The sequence below is a fragment of the Nocardiopsis halophila DSM 44494 genome (assembly GCF_000341245.1).
In the GTDB taxonomy this organism is placed as follows: domain Bacteria; phylum Actinomycetota; class Actinomycetes; order Streptosporangiales; family Streptosporangiaceae; genus Nocardiopsis_A; species Nocardiopsis_A halophila.
Map to the genome: position 1 here is coordinate 1 of NZ_ANAD01000067.1, position 19700 is coordinate 19700.

General features: G+C 74.1%; 19 protein-coding genes and 1 pseudogene. 15 read left to right on the plus strand and 5 right to left on the minus strand.

Annotation, left to right across the window (positions count from 1 at the left end; genetic code table 11):
• Positions 1-39: 39 nt before the first annotated feature.
• Entirely contained in the window at positions 40-1728 is a 1689-nt protein-coding gene (locus D450_RS0108600; RefSeq protein ID WP_017538259.1) for an ABC transporter transmembrane domain-containing protein, read from the minus strand.
• A gap of 37 nt (positions 1729-1765) precedes the next feature.
• On the minus strand, positions 1766-2686 hold the full coding sequence (locus tag D450_RS0108605; RefSeq protein WP_017538260.1) for a LysR family transcriptional regulator: 921 nt from the start codon (positions 2684-2686) through the stop codon (positions 1766-1768).
• 130 nt (positions 2687-2816) lie between these two features.
• Here D450_RS0108605 and D450_RS0108610 point away from each other — a divergent pair, with 130 nt between their 5' ends.
• The 3 genes and pseudogenes from D450_RS0108610 to D450_RS35165 all read left to right on the plus strand — a co-directional run bounded on the left by D450_RS0108610 (position 2817) and on the right by D450_RS35165 (position 5046).
• The gene (locus tag D450_RS0108610) at positions 2817-4055 is read left to right on the plus strand and encodes a cytochrome ubiquinol oxidase subunit I (protein ID WP_017538261.1); all 1239 of its coding nucleotides are present in this window, start codon (positions 2817-2819) and stop codon (positions 4053-4055) included.
• A pseudogene (locus tag D450_RS35160) lies at positions 4052-4603 on the plus strand (cytochrome d ubiquinol oxidase subunit II); the annotation flags it as partial. The gene D450_RS0108610 and the pseudogene D450_RS35160, both read left to right, overlap by 4 nt.
• A 98-nt stretch (positions 4604-4701) precedes the next feature.
• Entirely contained in the window at positions 4702-5046 is a 345-nt protein-coding gene (locus tag D450_RS35165) for a cytochrome d ubiquinol oxidase subunit II (RefSeq protein WP_275041887.1), read from the plus strand.
• A gap of 65 nt (positions 5047-5111) precedes the next feature.
• Here the strand turns inward: D450_RS35165 and D450_RS0108620 are convergent, their stop codons facing one another.
• Positions 5112-5354, minus strand: a complete 243-nt coding sequence (locus D450_RS0108620; protein ID WP_017538263.1) for a chaplin family protein — start codon at positions 5352-5354, stop codon at positions 5112-5114.
• Positions 5355-5567: 213 nt separating this feature from the next.
• Between D450_RS0108620 and D450_RS0108625 the strand changes: the two genes are divergently transcribed.
• From D450_RS0108625 to D450_RS0108665, 9 genes are all read left to right on the plus strand, one after another.
• Positions 5568-5984, plus strand: coding sequence for a cupin domain-containing protein (locus D450_RS0108625; protein WP_017538264.1), 417 nt, complete (start codon positions 5568-5570; stop codon positions 5982-5984).
• Positions 5981-7183 (plus strand): Tm-1-like ATP-binding domain-containing protein, encoded by a 1203-nt coding sequence (locus D450_RS0108630; RefSeq protein ID WP_017538265.1) that lies wholly within the window; start codon positions 5981-5983, stop codon positions 7181-7183. The genes D450_RS0108625 and D450_RS0108630 overlap by 4 nt, the downstream gene beginning before the upstream one ends.
• 4 nt (positions 7184-7187) lie before the next feature.
• Entirely contained in the window at positions 7188-8018 is an 831-nt protein-coding gene (locus tag D450_RS0108635; RefSeq protein ID WP_017538266.1) for a phosphoenolpyruvate hydrolase family protein, read from the plus strand.
• 53 nt (positions 8019-8071) lie between these two features.
• Positions 8072-9055 carry a sigma-70 family RNA polymerase sigma factor gene (locus D450_RS0108640; RefSeq protein WP_017538267.1) on the plus strand — a complete coding sequence of 328 codons (984 nt, stop codon included), beginning with the start codon at positions 8072-8074 and terminating at the stop codon, positions 9053-9055.
• Positions 9056-9185: 130 nt separating this feature from the next.
• Positions 9186-10343: an SPFH domain-containing protein gene (locus D450_RS0108645; protein ID WP_017538268.1), complete on the plus strand. Its 1158-nt coding sequence runs from the start codon at positions 9186-9188 to the stop codon at positions 10341-10343.
• A 153-nt stretch (positions 10344-10496) separates the two neighbouring features.
• Entirely contained in the window at positions 10497-11732 is a 1236-nt protein-coding gene (locus D450_RS0108650) for a hypothetical protein (RefSeq protein WP_017538269.1), read from the plus strand.
• 147 nt (positions 11733-11879) lie between these two features.
• The gene (locus D450_RS0108655) at positions 11880-12743 is read left to right on the plus strand and encodes a mechanosensitive ion channel family protein (protein WP_017538270.1); all 864 of its coding nucleotides are present in this window, start codon (positions 11880-11882) and stop codon (positions 12741-12743) included.
• Between the two features lie 130 nt (positions 12744-12873).
• A complete protein-coding gene (locus D450_RS0108660; RefSeq protein ID WP_017538271.1) occupies positions 12874-14700 on the plus strand; it encodes an acyl-CoA dehydrogenase in 1827 nt (608 codons plus the stop codon).
• A 146-nt stretch (positions 14701-14846) separates the two neighbouring features.
• Positions 14847-15050: a DUF6458 family protein gene (locus D450_RS0108665; RefSeq protein ID WP_017538272.1), complete on the plus strand. Its 204-nt coding sequence runs from the start codon at positions 14847-14849 to the stop codon at positions 15048-15050.
• Here the strand turns inward: D450_RS0108665 and D450_RS0108670 are convergent.
• Together D450_RS0108670 and D450_RS0108675 are read right to left on the minus strand one after the other, a co-directional pair.
• The gene (locus tag D450_RS0108670; RefSeq protein WP_017538273.1) at positions 14980-16335 is read right to left on the minus strand and encodes an MFS transporter; all 1356 of its coding nucleotides are present in this window, start codon (positions 16333-16335) and stop codon (positions 14980-14982) included. The genes D450_RS0108665 and D450_RS0108670 overlap by 71 nt on opposite strands.
• On the minus strand, positions 16332-16997 hold the full coding sequence (locus D450_RS0108675) for a GntR family transcriptional regulator (protein WP_017538274.1): 666 nt from the start codon (positions 16995-16997) through the stop codon (positions 16332-16334). The genes D450_RS0108670 and D450_RS0108675 overlap by 4 nt, the downstream gene beginning before the upstream one ends.
• A 148-nt stretch (positions 16998-17145) precedes the next feature.
• On the opposite strand from D450_RS0108675, the gene D450_RS0108680 reads away from it, so the two are divergent.
• The 3 genes from D450_RS0108680 to D450_RS29770 form a co-directional block, all read left to right on the plus strand.
• On the plus strand, positions 17146-18030 hold the full coding sequence (locus D450_RS0108680) for a PrsW family intramembrane metalloprotease (RefSeq protein ID WP_017538275.1): 885 nt from the start codon (positions 17146-17148) through the stop codon (positions 18028-18030).
• A gap of 454 nt (positions 18031-18484) precedes the next feature.
• The gene (locus tag D450_RS0108685; protein WP_026124638.1) at positions 18485-18868 is read left to right on the plus strand and encodes a hypothetical protein; all 384 of its coding nucleotides are present in this window, start codon (positions 18485-18487) and stop codon (positions 18866-18868) included.
• A 467-nt stretch (positions 18869-19335) separates the two neighbouring features.
• Positions 19336-19700 (plus strand): protease inhibitor I9 family protein (locus D450_RS29770; RefSeq protein WP_449289457.1); only part of this gene is annotated, 365 nt, incomplete at its 3' end.

Here is a 19700-nt window from a genome sequence, read left to right on the forward strand (position 1 = left end):
GGGTCCGGCGGCCGGAGGCCACCGGCAGGGTCCGGTAGGTCATCGCAGTACCGCCTCGGCGTAGTCGGGGTCGTCGGCCGCCAGTCCGGCGTGGGTGCCCTCGGCCGCGGCGCGGCCGCCGGCCACGGCCACCACCCGGTCGGCCCGGGCGAGCAGCGCGGGGCTGGAGCAGACCGCCACCGTGCAGGCGCCGTGCCGCAGCCGGCGCAGCCCGGCCGCGATCGCCTCCTCGGTCACCGCGTCCACCGCGGTGGTGGGGTCGTGCAGCACCAGCACCGGGGGGTCGGCCGCCAGGGCCCGGGCCAGCCCCAGGCGCTGGCGCTGGCCGCCGGACAGGGTGGTGCCGCGGTCGGTCAGCGGGGCCTGCAGGCCGCCCGGCACAGTGCGCACCACCTCGTCGGCGGCGGCCGCGCGCAGCGCCGGCCAGGGGTCGGCGCCGGGCGCGGCGCCGGTCAGCACGTTCTCGGCCAGGGTGCCCTCGAACAGGTCGGCGTCGTGCGGCTCGACCAGCACCCGCTCCCGCACCCGCTCGGGCCCCAGGGCCTCGGCCGGGACCCCGTCCACCAGGTAGGCGCCGCCGTGCTCGGCGGCGGGCGACCGGGCGGCCAGGACGTCGACCAGGGCGCGGGCGTCGGCGGGGTCGTAGCAGACCACCCCGAGGAACTCCCCGGGCGCCACCCGCAGGTCCAGCCCGCCCAGGGCGCCGCCCACCCCCTTGAGCTCGACGGGGGCCGCCCCGGGGGCGCCGGTCCGCCCGTCCGCCCCGGGCTCGCCCGCGGCCAGCCGGAAGGGGGCGCGCAGCACCCGCTCCAGGCGGTCGGAGGAGGCCTTGGAGCGGGCCAGGTGCATCGTGGCGTAGCCGATCTCGCGCACCGGCTCGGTCAGGAACTGGGCCAGCCCGACCACGGTGACCAGCTCGCCGATGCTGATCCGGCCCTGCCCGGCGGCCGTGCCCGCCGCCGCGGCGACCGCGGCCAGCAGCAGCCCGCCGGCCAGCCCGGTGGCGCCCTGGTACAGGCCCAGCGGCACGGCGGCGCGCAGCGCGCCGCGCAGCGCCGCGGCGCTGGAGGAGGCGTAGCGCCCGGCGGCGTGCTCCTCGGCCCCGATGCCGCGCAGCGCGGGCAGTCCGCGCACCAGGTCGGCGGCGAGCCCGCCGGCGCGGGCCAGCGCCTCCTGCTGGTCGGCGGTGCGCCGGGTCAGCACCGGGCCGATCCCCTGCACGATCGCCACCAGCACCGGCACCCCCACCAGCACCCCGCCGCCCAGCAGCGGGTCGATGCCCAGCAGCACGGCGGCGGCCACCGCCAGCCCGACCAGCGACCCCGCGCCGCCGGTGAGCGGGTGCAGCACCTGGGCGGTGCGGTCGGCGTCGGTGGTGGCCACGGTCAGCAGCTCGCCCGCGCCCATCCCGGTGTCCGGGGACCGGGGGTCCAGGGCGTGCCCGGCCACCTCGACCCGCAGCCGGTGCGCCTCGTGCTCCCCGGCCCGCACGACGGCGCGCGCCCCGTACCGCCAGGAGAGCGTGAGCACGGTGAACAGCGCGGCCAGCCCGGCCAGGGACACCGCGAGCGCGGCCGGGTCCCCGGCGGCCACGGCGCGGTCGATGACCACCCCGATGGCGACCGGAACCAGCGTCTCGCACACCTGGTAGAGCGACTGCCCCAGCACGGACCGCGCGATCGCGCCCCGGTTCCTGCGCACGGCACGCCGCAGCGGCGTATCGGACATGTCCCTCCCCGGTCGGCACGGCGGAGTAAGGTTAACCTCACTCCGCAGGGGAAGGACAACCGGTTTTCCGGCCGCCCGCGGAGGGGGCGCGGAAGTGGCCCGCGGCGAAGTCGCGGAACCGCCGGGCCGCCGGGGACAGGTGGGCGTCGCGGTGCCACACCAGGGTGAGCACCCGCTCGCAGTCCTCGGCCTCCACCCGCAGCCAGGCCACCGCGGCGCGGGTGCCCGCCTCGCGCGCCACGGCCGGGATGAGCCCCACCCCGAGCCCGGCGCCGATCAGGTCCTGCATGGCCCCGGGCTCGTCGCCCTCGTAGACGATGGTCGGCAGCACCCCCGCGCGCTCGAAGAGGCGGTCGGCCAACGCGCGCTGCCAGTAGCCGGGGCGCGGCACCACGAACGGTTCGCGCGCGAGCTCCTCGATCCGCACGCTCCGCCGCGCCGCCCAGGCGTGGTCCTGCGGGACGGCGAGGAGGACCTCTTCGCGCAGCAGCTCCCGACCGCACAGGTCGCCCCCGGCCAGCGGCTGGGAGGCCGCGCAGAAGTCCACCCGGCGGTCGCGCAGCAGGCGCGGCATCGCCTCGGCGTGCGCCTGGTGCAGGTGGAACCCGACCCCGGGCTCGGCCCGCCGGAACCCCGCCAGCACCCCGGTCAGGGTGAGCATGGTCTCGGCGGCCACCGACACCGTCCCAGCGGCCTCCCCCGGGACGCCGGCCAGCTCCCGGCGGGCGTCGTCCAGCTCCCCCAGCACCCGCTCGACCCGGCGCAGGAACGCCTCGCCCTGGGCGTTCAGCCGGATCCGCCGCCCCTGCCGGTCGAAGAGCACCGTCCCCAGGTCGGCCTCCAGACGCGCGACGGCCCGGCTCAGCGACGGCTGGGCCACCATCAGTTCCTCGGCCGCGCGGCTGATGTGCTGGTGGCGCGCCACCGTCTGGAAGTACCGCAGCGCCTGCAGGTCCACCGGGCCACCCTCCTCATGCGCCCGCGCGCATGTGCATATGACGGAATCGGTCTTGGAGATCCTAGGACCCCCCGCTTTAAGGTCGTCACCGTCCGGCCGGCTCCGTTCTTCGCACGGGAAAGGGGGCGCCGTGGACGCGATCGATCTGTCGCGCCTGCAATTCGCACTGACCACCGGAATTCACTGGCTGTTCGTCCTGCTCACCCTGGGCCTGGCTCCCCTGGTCGCCGTCCTGCACACGGCGTCCGCGGCCGCCTCCGACCCGGAAAGGCGCGCCCGCCGCGAACTCCAGGCCCGGTTCTGGGGCCAGTTGTACGTGGTGAACTACGCCCTGGGAATCGTCAGCGGACTCGTCATGGAGTTCCAGCTCGGGCTGAATTGGAGCGGGCTCGGAGAATACGCCGGGAACATCGTCGGCGCGCCGGTCGCCCTGGAGGGGATGGTCGCGTTCTTCGCCGAGTCGACGTTCCTGGGGCTGTGGATCTTCGGCTGGGGGCGGCTGGGCCCGCGCCTGCACGCCGCGCTGATCTGGCTGGTGGCGCTGACCGCCTACGCCTCGGCCTACTTCATCCTGGTCGCCAACGGCTTCATGCAGCACCCGGTCGGCCACGAGGTGCGCGGCGGCACCGCCTACCTCGCCGACCTCGGCGCGGTGATGGCCAACCCGAACGCCCTGGTGGCGCTGGGCCACGTCACCGCGGCCGCGCTGGTCACCGGCGGCCTGGCCATGGCGGGGGTGGCCGCCTACCACTTCGCCCGCCGGACCCCGCACACCGCCTTCTTCCGCGCGCCGCTGCGGCTCGGGGTGGGCGTCGCGGCCCTGGCCTGCTACCCGCTCTACGCGGTCGGCGACGTCCAGTTCCGGGGCATCGCCGAACAGCAGCCGTTGAAGACCGCCGTCCTGGAGGGCGGGGCGGAGGGCGCCGCGCACGCGCCCCCGGCGTGGATCGCGGTGCCCGCGGAGACCATGGTCGCCCTGGGCTGGGTGCTCTTCTTCGCCCCGCTGATCGCGCTGGTGCTGCTCCCCCGCGACCTGCTGGTGCGCACCCGCCCGCTCGCCTGGGCGGTGGTGGCCCTGGTCCCGCTGCCGTTCATCGCCTCGGTGTGCGGGTGGCTCTTCCGCGAGGCCGGCCGCCAGCCGTGGCTGGTCTACGGGGAGCTGGCGGTCACCGACGCCGCCTCGCCCGTCCCGGCCGCCGCGGTCGCCGCGTCCCTGGTCCTGTTCACCGGGGTGCTTGGCGCGCTGGCGGCCGCCGACTGGGTGATCATCGCGCGCCTGGCCCACCGGGGCCCAGACGGTGTGCGCCTGGGCGCCCCCGAACCCGAACCCGACCCCGACCCCGCCCCGCACACCGTGAGGACGCCATGACCGCGGAGAGCACGCCCCTGGAGAACGCCTGGCTGGTCCTGCTGGTCGCCCTGCTGGCCGGGTACCTGGTCCTGGGCGGACTGGACTACGGGACGCAGCTGCTGCGCCCCTTCATCGCCCGCGACGGGGCGGACCGCCGGGCCACGATGGCGGCGCTGGGCCCCTTCTTCTTCGGCAACGAGGTCTGGCTCGTCGCCTTCGCGGCCGTCCTCCTCGGCGCCTTCCCCCTCCTGGAGGGCGCACTGCTGTCCGGGCTGTACCCGGTGCTCGTGCCTCTGCTGGCGGCGCTCGTCGCCGGGAAGGCCGCGGTGCAGCTGCGCGGCCGGGCGCGCACGGCCCGGGGCGTGCGCGGGTGGGACGCCCTGATCACCGCCGGCGGCGCGGTCCCCGCCGTGCTGTGGGGGACGGTGGTCGGCGTCCTGCTCAACGGCGTGGAGTTCACCTCCGGCCACGCGGTCTCGGCCGTGCCCGCCCTGCTCTCCCCTGCGGCCCTGCTGTGCACCGCCGCCGCCCCGCCGCTGTTCGCGGCGCACGGCGCATCCTTCGCCGCACTGCGCACCCTCGGGCCGACGGCCTCCCGGGCCCGCGCCCTGGCCGGGCGCCTCCCGGCGGCCGCCGCCNCGCCGCCGCCCTCGCCACGCCTGCGGTGGCCCACCCGGCCGCCGCGGCCGGAACCGCCGCACTGCAGGCCGCCGCGCTCCTGGGCGCCCGGGCCGCGGCGCGCGCGGGGCGCACCGGCGCCGCCTTCGCCTGCACCTCGGCCGCGATGGCCCTGTTCGCGGTCCTGCCCTGGGCGGCGCACCACCCCTATGTCCTGGCCTCCGCGGACGGGGGCGGCCTGACCCTGTCCCAGGCGGCCGCCGACGCCGCCTCCCTGGAGGCGCTGTCCTGGGCCGCCGCCGTCGCGGTCCCGCTGATGGCCGCCTACCAGGCCGCCGGCTGGTGGGCGTTCCGCGGCCGGGTCGACGGGCGGACCCGCTCCTACCTGTGACACGGAGAAGGGGACGGCGCCGACCGCTGAGTCCGGCGCCGCCCCCCCCTGGGGCCGGGGACCGCTTAGTGGTCCTTGACCCAGGCGCCGGAGTCGACGCAGGCGCCGTTGCCGATGCCCAGGATCCCGATGCCGTTGCCGCACACGTTCACCGGGACGTTCGCGTCGGCCACGACCTGGTTGCCCCCGAGGATCGAGCCGTTGCCCGAGGTGATCGGGCCGTCGTGGGCGAAGGCGGGGGCCCCGCCCAGGAGCACGCCCGCGGAGGCGGCGGCGACGGCACCGGCGGCGAACATCTTCTTCATCATGTGGTCCCTCGTCTCGCGGCTCCCGCCGTCCACGGGACACCGCAATATCGACTATCCGTACACATGTGGACACGCTCCGCGTCCACAGGGCCCAATCTAGCCCCCTGACCCCCGCCCATGTCCGCATTTCACGGAAAATAAGTTTCGGCGCCTCATTCTCATGTTCACCGCCCGCACGTTGCCCTACCCCGGGCCCGGGGTAGGGCACACCCCATGGAACCCACCCCCCACCGCCCCGACTCCGTCCCCACCTGGCTCTTCGACTGGGGGCGGATCAAGTGGCGCATCACCCCCGGCACGGCCCCCGGCACCGAGCTGACCGTCGGCGACGTGGACGTCCACCCCGGAATGGGCCACGACCGGCACCGGCACCCCGAGTCCGACGAGGTCATCTACGTCCTGTCGGGCACCGGAGAGCAGACCGTCGGCGACGGCCCCGCCTTCCCCGTCGCCGCGGGGGACGCGGTGCACGTCCCCCGCGGCGTGCTGCACTCCACCTTCAACACCGGCTGGAGCACGCTGCGCCTGGTGGTCGTCTACTCCCCCGCCGGCGCCGAGGAGGCGCTGCGCGCGGCCCCCGACTTCCGCGAGGCCCCGGCCGGCGAGCACCCCGGGGCGGTGAACCGGTGAGCGCGCGTCCCCCCGTCGTCGCGGTCCTGGCCACCCTGGACACCAAGGGCGCCGAGGCCGCCTTCGTCACCGGCCGGCTCGCCGCCGCCGGGCTGGAGACCGTCCTGGTCGACACCGGGGTCTTCGCCCCCGCGGCGGGGCCGCCGGCCGACATCGCCGCCCGGGACGCCGCCGACGCGCCGGACGCGGGCGCCGACCGGGGCGCCGCCGTGGCCGCCATGGCCGAGGGGGCGCACGCCGCCGTGCTCGCCCTGCGCGCCCAGGGGCGGCTGGACGGCGCCGTCGCCGTCGGCGGCACCGGCGGCACCTCCATCGCCGCCCGGGCCCTGCGCGCGCTGCCGCTGGGGGTGCCCAAGGTGGTGGTCTCCACCGCCGCCTCCGGCGACACCCGGCCCTACGTCGGCGAGAGCGACCTGGTGCTCATGCCCAGCGTGGTGGACGTCGCCGGGCTCAACAGCGTGTCCACCCGGGTGCTGGCCAACGCCTGCGACGCGGTGGCCGGCATGGTGCGCGGCGCGCCGGTGGAGCGGCCCGCCGCGGGCGCCACCGTCGCCGCGAGCATGTTCGGCGTCACCACCCCCGCCGTCACCCGGGCCCGGGAGCTGCTGGAGGAGCGCGGCGACGAGGTGCTCGTCTTCCACATGACCGGCACCGGCGGGCGGGCCCTGGAGGCGCTGGCCGACGCCGGGGCGCTGGACGGGGTGCTCGACCTGACCACCACCGAGCTCGCCGACGAACTGGTCGGCGGCGTCATGTCGGCGGGCCCCGGACGGCTCGCCGGCGGCCCCCGCACGCCCCGCGTGATCTCGCTCGGCGCCCTGGACATGGTCAACTTCGGCCCGCGCGAGAGCGTCCCCGAGCACTTCGCCGACCGCCGCCTGCTGGTGCACAACCCCTCGGTCACGCTCATGCGGACCACCCCCGAGGAGTGCGCCGAGCTGGGCAGCCGACTGGCCGCCCGCGCCTGCGCCCGGCCGGGGCCCACCGCGGTGCTGCTGCCGCTGCGCGGCGTCTCCGCGGTCGCCGTGCAGGACGGCCCCTTCCACGACCCGGACGCCGACGCCGCCCTGTTCGACGCGGTGCGCACCGGCCTGGCCGGCAGCGGGGTCCGCGTCGAGGAGCGCGACACCGACATCAACGATCCGGCGTTCGCCGAGGCCGCGGTGGCGGTCCTCGCCGAACTCCACGGGGAGGAGTGAGGGCATGGCCGGGATTCCCAGAGCGGAGATCCTCCAGCGGCTCAAGGCCAAGAGGCAGGCGCGCACCCCGATCATCGGGGGCGGCGCCGGCATCGGCCTGTCGGCCAAGTGCCAGGAGGCGGGCGGCGCCGACATCCTGGTGGTCTACAACTCCGGCCGCTACCGGATGGCGGGGCGCGGCTCGCTGGCCGGCCTGCTGGCCTACGGCAACGCCAACGAGATCGTCGAGGACATGGCCCGGGAGGTGCTGACCGCCGTGCGGGACACCCCGGTCCTGGCCGGCGTCAACGGCACCGACCCGTTCTGCGACTTCGACGTCTTCCTGCCCCGGCTGGCCGCGCTCGGCTATTCGGGGGTGCAGAACTTCCCCACCGTCGGCCTGATCGACGGGGTGTTCCGCGCCAACCTGGAGGAGACCGGGATGGGCTACGCCCATGAGGTGGAGATGGTCCGGCGGGCCCGCGCGCTTGACCTGTTCACCTCCCCCTACGTCTTCTCCGCCGAGGACGCCGCGGCGATGGCCGGGGCCGGGGCGGACGTGGTGGTGTGCCACATGGGCCTGACCACCGGGGGCTCCATCGGCGCGGAGACCGCCCTGACCCTGGAGGAGTGCGTTCCGCTGATCGATGAGTGGTCGCAGGCCGCGCTGGAGGTGCGCGAGGACGTCACGGTGCTGTGCCACGGCGGGCCGATCGCCGAGCCGGAGGACGCCGCCTTCGTCCTGCGCGGCTGCCGGAACGTGCACGGCTTCTACGGCGCCTCCTCCATGGAGCGGCTCCCGGTGGAGCAGGCCCTGACCGCGCGCACCCGGGAGTTCTCCGCGATCGCCCTCTGATCGTCGGGGGCGCCCCGTACGATGGGACGCCCCCGAGCGAAAGGGCGCCCCCCATGACGGAGCAACGGCTGGACGAGACGCTGGAGGCGCACCGCGGCGAGCTCACCGGGCACTGCTACCGGATGCTGGGGTCGGCGTTCGAGGCCGACGACGCGGTGCAGGAGACGCTGGTGCGGGCCTGGCGCGCCCACGACCGCTTCGAGGGCCGCTCGGCCCTGCGCTCCTGGCTCTACCGCATCGCCACCAACGTGTGCCTGGACATGCTCCAGGGGCGGCAGCGCCGGGCCCGCCCGGTGGACATGGCCCCGGCCGGCACCGCGTCCACCCCGCTGGGCGCGCCGCTGCCGGAGTCGGCGTGGGTCATGCCCATCCCCGACCAGCGCATCGCCCCGCCCGACACCGGCGACCCGGCCGACGCGGTGGTCTCCCGCGAGACCGTGCGCCTGGCCTTCGTCGCCGCGCTGCAGCACCTGCCGCCGCGCCAGCGCGCGGTGCTCATCCTGCGCGAGGTGCTGCGCTGGCGCGCCGCCGAGGTCGCCGACCTGCTCGACACCTCGGTCGCCTCGGTCAACAGCGCCCTGCAGCGGGCCCGGGCCACGCTGGCCGCGCACGGCGCCGCCACCGACGCGGCCCCCGCGCCGGAGCTGGACGAGGAGCACAAGGACCTGCTCACCCGCTACGTGGACATCTTCGAGCGGTACGACATCGCCGCCCTGGTCACCCTGCTGCGCGACGACGCCGCCATGACGATGCCCCCGTTCCCCCTCTGGCTGCGCGGCCACGACGACATCTCCGCCTTCATGCTCGGCCCGGGCGCCAAGTGCCGCGGCTCCCGCCTGGTCCCGGTCTCGGCCAACGGGGCGCCCGCCTTCGGCCACTACCAGCCGTCCGAGGACGGCGGCCACGAGCCGTGGGCGCTGCAGATCCTGGACGTCGAGGACGGCCGCATCACCGGGCTGCACTGCTTCCTGGACACCCAGGCGCTGTTCCCCCTCTTCGGCCTCCCGCCCCGCCTGGAGGCCGGCTCCTCCGACTAGGGGCCGCTTCCGGCCAACCGCGGGGCCCACACGGGGTGAACCGCCGGGGGCGCCCGTCCGTCCGAAGGAGAGGTGCATGCGTCCCCTGTGCCCGCTGCGGCACGGGGGACCCGACGAGAGAGGATCCCCCGTGGGCCTGTTCGACTCCATCCGCGGCGAGCTCATCGACATCATCGAGTGGACCGATGACAGCCGGGACACCATGGTCTGGCGCTTCCCGCGGCACGACAACGAGATCAAGATGGGCGCCCAGCTCGTCGTGCGCGAGTCGCAGAACGCAGTGTTCATCAACGAGGGCCGCCTCGCCGACGTCTACCCCCCGGGGACCTACACCCTCGAGACGCAGAACATGCCGGTCCTGTCCACCCTCAAGGGGTGGAAGTACGGCTTCGACTCCCCCTTCAAGGCCGAGGTGTACTTCGTCAACACCCGGCAGTTCACCGACATGAAGTGGGGCACCAAGAACCCCGTCATGGTGCGCGACCCCGAGTTCGGCCCGGTCCGGCTGCGCGCCTTCGGCGGGTTCTCCGCGCGGGTGGTCGACCCGGCGCGGTTCCTGACCGAGCTGGTCGGCACCGACCCCAACTTCCGCACCGAGGAGATCGAGGACCACCTGCGCCAGATGATCGTGGGCCGGTTCGGCCCCGCGCTGGCCAAGGCCTCGGCCCGCACGCCGGTCCTGGACCTGGCCGCCGGTCAGGAGGACATCGGCGACAAGGTCGCCGCCGCGCTCAGCGTCGACCTGGCCGACATGGGCCTGGAGATCCCGCGCTTCATCATCGAGAACGTCTCGCTGCCCGAAGAGGTGGAGGAGGCGCTCGACAAGCGCACCCAGATGGGGATCCTCGGCGACATGGGCGAGTACCAGCGCTTCCAGGCCGCCAACGCGCTGGAGGACTCCTCGCAGCACGGGGGCGGCGTCTCCGACGCGATGTCCATGGGCATGGGGATGGCCGCGGCGCAGCAGATGGCGCAGAGCATGCAGCAGCCGGCGCCGCAGCAGCCCGCGCCCCAGCCCGCACCGCAGCAGGCGCCGCAGCAGGCGCCGGGCGGCGCGGCCGTTCCGCCGCCGCTGCCCGGCGCGCAGCAGTGGTTCGTCGGCGCCGGCGGGCAGCAGCAGGGCCCCTTCGGGCCCGAGCAGCTCCAGGGCATGGCCGCCCAGGGCGCGCTCACCCGGGAGACGCTGGTGTGGAGCGAGGGCATGGCGCAGTGGACCGCCGCGGGCCAGGTCCCGCAGCTGGCGGGCCTCTTCAGCGCGGCGCCGCCGCCGCTGCCGCCGCAGGCCTGACCCGCACCGCCATCCCCCGAACCGCGTAGGAGCACGTCCCGCATGTCCACACCCCCGCCCCTTCCGGGCGATCCCTACCACCCCCCGCCGAGCCGCGGCAGGCACGCCGCCCCCGGCCCGCCTCCCCAGGCGCCGCCGCCGATGCCTCCCCCCATGCCCCCGCAGGCGGCACCGCCGCCCATGCCGGTCCCCGTGCCCGAGCCCGCCCCCGAGCCGGAGCCGGAAGAGGAGCCCGAGCCCGATGCGCTCGAGGAGGCCCTGCCCTGCGGGGGCTGCGGTGCCGCGCTCCACTACAAGCCCGGCACCAAGGGGCTCCAGTGCCCCTACTGCGGGCACAAGCAGAAGATCGAGGCGCCCGACCGGGAGATCGTCGAGCACGCCTACAAGGACCTCAAGGCCGAGAAGAAGCGCCGGGCGAAGTTCACCGAACAGGAGCTGGTCTGCCACGGGTGCGGCGCCCGCGTCCAGGGCGAGGGCCTGTCCTTCACCTGCCAGTTCTGCGCACACCCGCTGGTCGTGGAGACGACGAACGACCCGCAGATCCCGCCGGAGGCGGTGCTGCTGTTCGCCCTCGGCCAGGGCCAGGCGCGCGAGTCCTTCCAGAAGTGGGTGCGCACCCGCTGGTTCGCCCCGAGGCGGCTGAAGAAGGTGGCCGACTCGGAGTCGATGAAGAGCACCTACCTGCCGCACTGGACCTACGACGCGCGCACCCGCTCCGACTACACGGGCAAGCGCGGCGAGCACTACTGGGTCACCGAGGAGCGCACCATCCTGCGCAACGGCGAGCGCGAGGTCGAGACCCGCGAGGTGCGCAAGACCCGCTGGCACGCGGCCGAGGGCCGGGTCAAGCGCGACTTCGACGACATCCTCGTGCACGCCACCACCAAGGTGCCCGAGGAGTTCCTGGTGGAGCTGGAGCCCTGGCCGCTGAAGAAGGCCGTGCCGTACGCGCCGGAGTACCTGGCGGGCCACGAGACCGTCCGCTACGACGTCGAGCCCGAGGCGGGGCTCAAGAAGGCCAAGAAGGAGATGGCCAAGGCGATCCGCAAGGACGTCGTCAAGGACATCGGCGGCGACGAGCAGCGCGTGGCGTCGATCGACACCAAGTACGCGAAGGTCACCTACAAGCACATGCTGCTGCCGGTGTGGATCGGCTCCTACATGTTCCGCGGAAAGACGTGGCAGGTGCTGGTCAACGGCCAGACCGGCGAGGTGCACGGCGAGCGCCCCTACAGCGGGTGGAAGATCTTCTTCTTCATCGTCTTCCTGCTCGCCGTCGCGGTCCTGGTCGGCAAGCTCGTACTCGACTACACCGGGGACTCCTCCTCCGAACAGAGCGGCACGAAGGACGAGATCGTGGTGGAGAGCGACTGGAAGGAGGTCGGCTGAGGCGCCTGTGGCGTAGGTCCCCTGTCGTGATCTGCGAATAGATCCGGTGGCCTATGGGCGTTATGGGACGATGGCGCACCGCGAGGCGCCGGGTGCGCCTCGCGGACGACCACCGACCGACCACCGCCCACCGCTGGGGGAAGAACCATGCCGACGGCCGCCGCGATCACCTCCTGGTTCGCCGACCATTCCGGCGCCCTGCTCTCCGGAGCGCTGAACGTCGTCCTGATCATCGTGCTCGCCGCGGTCGCCCGGGTGCTGCTCGGGCGGCTGATCTCCGCGATGACCCGGCGCATCGCCGACTCCCAGGAGCGGCTGCGCGGCGGGGCCGCGGCCGAGCGCCAGCGCGCGCGGGCCGAGACGATCGGGTCGGTGCTGCGCAGCATCGCCTCCTTCACCGTGTTCGGCGTCGCCCTGTTCATGGTCCTGGGCGAGCTGGGGATCAACCTGGGCCCGCTGCTGGCCAGCGCGGGCGTGCTCGGCCTGGCGATCGGCTTCGGCGCCCAGGGCCTGGTCAAGGACTTCGTCTCCGGCATGGCGATGATGCTGGAGGACCAGTACGGGGTCGGCGACACCGTGGACGTGGGCGAGGCCGTGGGCACCATCGAGGAGGTCGGCCTGCGCATCACCAAGGTCCGCGACATCAACGGCGGCCTGTGGTACGTCCGCAACGGCGAGATCCTGCGGGTCTGCAACATGAGCCAGGGCTGGGCCAACGCGGTGGTGGACCTGCCGGTGTCGGCGGAGGCCTCCCCCGCCGCGGCCGAGGCGGCGGCCCGCCGGGCGGCCGCGGGCTTCTCCGCCGACCCCGAGGTCGCCGGCGCCCTGCTGGAGGACCCGACGGTGGTCGGGGTGAACGACATCGCCAACGGGGCGATGACCCTGCGCGTCACCGTCCGCACCCGCCCCAACGAGCAGTGGGCCGTGGGCCGCGCGCTGCGGGCGCGGATCAAGAGCGAGATGGACGCCGACGGGATCGCGATGGCCCGCCCGGCCTCCATGAACGTCTGACCCGCGAGCGTCTTGGCAAAGAGCTACTACCGGGTAGTAACATTGACTTGTTACCCACCGGTAGTAGCTTGCGTGCGCAGACACTCCGTCTGCGGTCACCGCGGGCACGAGACAGCAGCGGAGCGCGCCAATGACGCACTACAAGAGCAACCTCCGTGACCTCCAGTTCAACCTCTTCGAGGTCTTCAAGCGCCAGGACGTGCTGGGCGGCGGACCGTTCCCGGAGCTGGACGAGGACACGGCCCGCACCATCCTCGACGAGGTGAACCGGCTGGCCACGGGGGTCGTTGCCGAGTCCTTCGAGGACGCCGACCGCAACCCGCCGGTCTTCGACCCCGCCACCGGCGAGGTCGCCGTCCCCGAGAGCCTGAAGAAGTCGTACCAGGCCTACATGGACGCGGGCTGGTACAACCTGGACCTGCCCCAGGAGCTCGGCGGCCTGGGGGCGCCGCGCTCCCTGGTCTGGGCCGCTGCCGAGCTGATCCTGGGCGCCAACCCCTCCATCCACATGTACTCGGCGGGCCCGGGCTTCGCGAGCATCCTCCACCAGGAGGGCAACGCCGACCAGAAGCGCTTCGCCGAGCTGGCCATCGAGCGCGGCTGGGGCGCCACCATGGTGCTCACCGAGCCCGACGCCGGCTCCGACGTCGGCGCCGGCCGCACCAAGGCCGTCGACCAGGGCGACGGCACCTGGCACATCGAGGGCGTCAAGCGCTTCATCACCTCCGCCGAGCAGGACATGACGGAGAACATCTTCCACCTGGTGCTGGCGCGCCCCGAGGGCGCCAAGGCCGGGACGAAGGGCCTGTCGCTGTTCCTGGTGCCCAAGTACCTGGTCGACCTGGAGACCGGGGAGCCCGGCGAGCGCAACGGCGCCTACGTCACCAACGTCGAGCACAAGATGGGCCTGAAGGCCTCCACCACCTGCGAACTGACCTTCGGCGCCAAGCACCCGGCCGTGGGCTACCTGGTGGGCGACAAGCACGACGGCATCCGGCAGATGTTCCTCATCATCGAGTACGCCCGGATGATGGTCGGCACCAAGGCGATCGCCACGCTGTCCACCGGCTACCTGAACGCCCTGGAGTACGCCAAGGAGCGCAAGCAGGGCGCCGACCTGACCCGGATGTCGGACAAGACCGCCCCGCGGGTCACCATCACCCACCACCCCGACGTGCGCCGCAGCCTGATGACGCAGAAGGCCTACGCCGAGGCGCTGCGCGCGCTGGTGATCTACACCGCCACCCAGCAGGACGCGGTGCAGATGGCCGAGCACGCCGGCGAGGAGCACGAGGACGTCATCGCCCTCAACGACCTGCTCCTGCCCATCGTCAAGGGCGTGGGCTCCGAGCGGTCCTACGCGCTGCTGGCCGAGTCCCTGCAGACCCTGGGCGGCTCCGGGTACCTGCAGGAGTACCCGATCGAGCAGTACATCCGCGACGCCAAGATCGACACCCTCTACGAGGGCACCACCGCGATCCAGGCCCAGGACTTCTTCTTCCGCAAGATCGTCAAGAACAACGGCCAGGCCTTCGGGCGCCTGATCGGTGAGATCAAGGGGTTCGCGGAGAGCGAGGCGGGCAACGGCCGGCTCAAGGAGGAGCGCGCGCTCCTGGCCGAGGCCGCCGCCGACGTGGAGAAGATCGTCGAGGTCATGGTCGGCGACGCGATGCGCTCCGCGGAGGAGCAGCGCGAGCTGTACAAGGTCGGCCTGAACGCCACCCGCCTGCTCATGGCGGTGGGCGACGTGGTGCTGGGCTGGCTGCTGCTGCGCCAGGCCGAGGTGGCCCTGGAGCGCCTGGACGGCGCCGACGCCGCCGACGCCGACTTCTACACCGGCAAGATCGCCGCCGCGCGCTTCTTCGCCACCCAGGTCCTGCCCAAGATCGCCGCCGAGCGGACGATCGCGCAGAACACCGGGCTCGACCTCATGGACGTTCCGGAATCGGCCTTCTAGGCCGCACCCACCGCGTCCACCTGCGGCGCGGTCAGGACACCCCGCGGGCGGGGCGCTTGGGCGCCCCGCCCGTTCCGCACGCCCCGATTGGCCCTGTGCTCCCGGGGGTAGGGGCCTGGAGCGGACGCGGAAAGGACGGGGTGGACATGGGCATCGGCCTGGGCATCTTCCTCATGGTCATCGGCGCCGTGCTGACGTTCGGCATCACCGCCGACGTGGCCGGCCTGGACTTGAACGCGATCGGCTACATCCTCATGGCGGCCGGCATCGCGGTCGTAGTCATCTCCATCTTCCTGATGCTGGCCCGCCGCGACCGCTCCGGCGTCGGCAGCGACCCCGACGTGGTCTGAGCAGCAGCACCGCCAGCACCGCCGAGGCGCCCAGCGTGGTCGCGGTGACCGGGACGAACGCGGCCTGGAAGCCGTACCCGGCCTGCAGCACCGCCCCCGCCAGCACGGTGGCCAGCACCGTGGTGGTGAAGCCGCTCATGTTGACCAGCCCCGAGGCGACCCCGGTGCGCTCGGGCGAGAGCCCGTCGCGCGCGAAGTCGAAGGACAGCGCCGGGGCCATCACCGCGCCCGCCGCGCTCAGCGCCACCACGGCCACCACCAGCGGTACCGGCGGACCCCCCGGCCAGGCCACCAGGGCCAGCCACCCCAGGCCCAGCAGCGGCGCCAGGCACAGCGCGAACGGGCGCCGCACCCCCGGGCGGCGGCCGACCACCGCGCCCAGCACCGGCGACAGCCACAGCACGCCCACGCCCAGGACGGTCAGCAGCGTGCTCGCCGCCGACGGGCTGAGCCCGACCCCCTCCACCAGGAAGGGGTAGCCCCACAGCACCCCGAGCATCGTGTAGGGCGCCATCACCGCCGCGTGGTGGGCCATGCCCACCCGCGGGCCGGGCGCCCGCAGCGCCTCGCGCACCGCGGCGAGCACGGAGAGCGGGGCGTGCTGCGCCGGGGCCGGGGCCCCGGCCGGGCGGTCGCGCACCACCAGCGCCACGAGCAGCAGCATGGCGCAGGTCAGGCCGCCCGTGGCCAGGAAGGCCCCGGTCCAGCCCAGGGCGTGCAGCGCGAAGGACAGCGGCGCCACGCTGGCGACCTGGCCCAGCCCGCCGGCCACCCCGGTCAGCGCGCTCACCAGGGCGTAGCGGCGGCGCGGGAACCACAGCGCGCCCAGCCGGATGACGTTGAGGAAGGTGACCGCGTCGCCGACGCCGATGAGCACCCGCCCGGCCACCGCCGCGGCGACGGTCGGCGCCACCGCGAACAGCACCACCCCGGCGGCCATCGCGGCCAGCCCGGCCAGCAGCGAGCGGCGCGGTCCCACCCGGTCGGCCATGATCCCGGCCGGCACCTGCAGCACCACGTACACCAGCAGCTGCAGCATGGGCAGCAGGGACAGCAGCGCGGGGCCCACGTCGAACCGCTCCTGGGCCTGCAGGGCGGCCACGCCCAGCCCGTTGCGGTGGAACATGGCCAGGAAGTAGACGCCGACGCCCACGGCCCACACCAGCCAGGCGCGGGCGCCGCCGACGGGCTCGGCGGGTGCGGCGGGTGCGGCGGGTGCGGTCGGATCGGGCCGGTCATCGGATGTCCGTGGGCCCGGTTCGCGGTCCAGCGGCTCCAGGCTCATCGGCGCGCCCCCAGCAGCCGCGCGGCGGTCCCCAGATGGACGCTGACGGCCGCGCGGGCCGCCCCGGGGTCGCCGTCCCGGACGGCCTCCAGGATCGCTTGGTGCTCCTCGACGCTGCGCCGCATCCGTGCCGCGGTCCGGGTGCCCTCCTCCATCATCCTCAGCTGCCGGTCGCGCAGCGAGTCGTACAGGCCCACCAGGATGCCGTTGCCGCTGGCGGCGATGATCTCCCGGTGGAACCGGCGGTCGGCGGACATGAACGCCCGCTTGTCCCCCCGCTCCCCGGCGTCCACCTCGGCGCGCATCGCCGACAGCAGCCCTTCCAGGCGCCCGGCCAGCTCCGCGCGGGCCTCGGCGCCGGACTCGGCCGCGCGCCCGGCGGTGTGCGCCTCGACCAGCCGGCGCGTCTCCACCACGTCGTCGACCTCCTCCCGGGAGACCGGCACGATGAGCGCGCCGCGCTTGGGGTAGAGGCGCACCAGCCCCTCGGCCTGCAGGCGCAGCAGGGCCTCCCGGACGGGGGTCCGGGAGACGCCCACCCCGGCGGCGATGTCGCCCTCGCTGACCAGGTCCCCGCCGGCGTAGCGGTGGGTCAGGATGGCGTCCTTGGCATAGGCGTAGGCCCGGTCGGTGGCCGACGGGCCGGGTGAGGTCGTATCCATGTTGTATCTATGCTAGGCCCGGGGCGGCCCGGAAAAGACCAAGAAGGGATCCAGTAAAAGTCACACAGAACACGCGCATTTCGGGCATCGGTCCGCGGCCGCGCTGGGACGATGGCGCCGTCCCGACCTCCGGAGGCAGGGGGAGCCCATGCACACGCCCGCAGGCACCGGCACCCGGTCCCGGCCGCGCCGCACCTGGCCCGCCGTGCTGCTGACCGGCCTGGCCCTGTGGGCGGCCACGGTCGCCGTCACCCTGGTGACGGCCAACGCCACCCTGGTGCCCACGGTCATCCTGCTGGGCAGCTTCCTCGTCCCGGTCACCTTCGTCACCTGGGCCTACGAGCACCGCCAGGGCGAGAACGCCACCGCCGAACTGCTCTTCCGCGCGTTCCTCGTCGGCGGGGTGCTCGGCGTCCTGGGGGCCTCGCTGCTGGAGTCCTACCTGCTGCGCCAGTCGCCCTTCGTCTACCTCGGCGTGGGGCTGATCGAGGAGGGGGTCAAGGCCGCGGCCCTGGTCTTCGTGGCCCGGCACACGGCGCGGGCCACGATGCGCGACGGCATGGTGCTGGGCGCCGCGGTCGGCTTCGGCTTCGCCGCCTTCGAGAGCGCCGGCTACGCGATGAACGCGATGCTCACCGAGCGGGGCCTGGACCTGGCCGCGCTGGTGCAGACCGAGATCGTGCGCGGACTGCTCACCCCGGTGGGCCACGGGCTGTGGACGGCGGTGCTGGGCGGGGTGCTCTTCGCCGCCTCCGGCGGCCACTGGCGCATCACCGTGCGGGTGCTGCTGACCTACCTGGGGGTGTCCCTGCTGCACGGCCTGTGGGACTCGGTGCACGGGCTGTCGGCGCTGGTGGCGCTGGTGCTCACCGGGCGGCCCTGGCAGGTGCAGGCGCTGGAGCTGGGGCGCGTCCCGGAGATCCTGCCCTACCAGGCCTCGCTGATCCTGGGCCTCGACATCGCCGGGATGGTGGCCGTGGCGGCTCTGGGAACCGCCTGGCTGGCCTCGCTCGTCCGGATGGCCGCGCGGTAGCGGGAGGGTGAACGGGACGGCGTCAAACGTCCCCCTCGAAACGGTCGAGAGACCCCCATCACACCACCAAGAGTCACACTCCCCGCACGACCGGCGATACCACCGCTCCCAGCGCGCTTCCCAGAGCCCCCCTCAGGGACTCCGATCTCACCTGCCACACGCGCACACCTGTTCGATAAAGGCATCCCCACCTGCATGGACACCGCAATCGGAGCGCATTCCCCGATTGCAGTGATGTGACGTGGACCACATTTCAGGGCCTCGACCCCTAGGGGTGCGATGCTGCTACTATCCGGATCGCAAAGAATAACTGCGAGGTAACGAACGCGTCGTTCCTCGCTGACCTTTGCGGAGATCACGGGTCAAGGCCCGCGGTCTCCGGGGCCGCGCACCGTGGCCGCATCGAAAAGGAGCGGCACCTCCACCGCGGCAGCCGAGAAACCGGGAGACGTCGTTGAGTCACTGGCGGTTGAACAACCCCCGGGCCAACAAGGCCAAAGCGGCCCTGGCCAAGCGGGTCAAGCACAGACCGCGCCACGCCTTCTGCGCCGAGTCGGCCGTCAAGGCCCTCTGGGACGAGCTGGTGTCCTCGGCCGTCCGCCCGATGTACCGGGCCGGGACCAGCGAGATGGCGGTCATCTCGGTGATGCGCGGGATCAACGTCTGGTGCCGCGACGGCAAGTTCATCTGGAACGACTACCTCGGTGACACGGTCACCCACCCCGCCAGCGACCCCGCCGGGGCCGCGGCGATGCTCTACCCCTCCTCGTCGCCGACGTCGCCCCGCCGCCCCTTCGAGCGCGGCCGGCACCACGCGCACCGCCTCACCGCCGCCTGAGAGACGCGCACCCCGACACCTCCGGCGCCGCCCTCCCCCAGGGGGAGGGCGGCGCCGTCGTGTGCGTCCCCGTGTGCGTCCATGCCCCCTCCGACGCCCCCTCCCCCGGCACGGTTCCCCTCCGCCCCGCCCGTGCGCTGGCCGGATCCTGCCACCCTCGGCGGCTTGACAGTCCGCGGCCCCGCTGGCGGAGGGCCGCCCCGGACGATGTGCGCGCTCCCATCGCCGCATAGGCGGCCCTGTCGCGTCTTCCCAGCGCGTGCCTATCGTCCCGGCAGCGCCGCCGGACCCGGAGGCGCCGCAGGCCACCTGTCCCCCACTGCTCCCACGAGGAGGAGAACGTGGCTCCATCCCCCCACCGCAGGAACCCCCTGAGGACCCCGCTCGGCCTGGCCGCCGCCGGCGCCCTCGCCGTCCCCATCGCCCTGGCGGGCGGCCCGGCCGCGCACGCCGAAGAGCTCGCCCCGATGCACACCAGCGAGACGGCCGCCGGCGGCGAGTGGATCGTCGTCTTCGAGGACGGCGTCCAGGCCGGCGCCTCCACGGCGGCCGCCACCGGCGCCGAGGACGTCGAGCACGTCTTCACCGAGGTGCTCGACGGCTACTCCGCCGAACTCAGCGACTCCGAGCTCTCCGAGATCCGCGCCGACTCCCGCGTGGCCTACGTCGAGCAGGTGGGCACGGCCTCCACCACCGACGTGCCGTGGGGCCTGGACCGGATCGACCAGGCGGACCTGCCGCTCGACNGGCTCCTACGGCACCGGCGCCACCGGCGCCGGCGTCTCGGCCTACGTCATCGACACCGGCATCGACCCCGACCACCCCGAGTTCG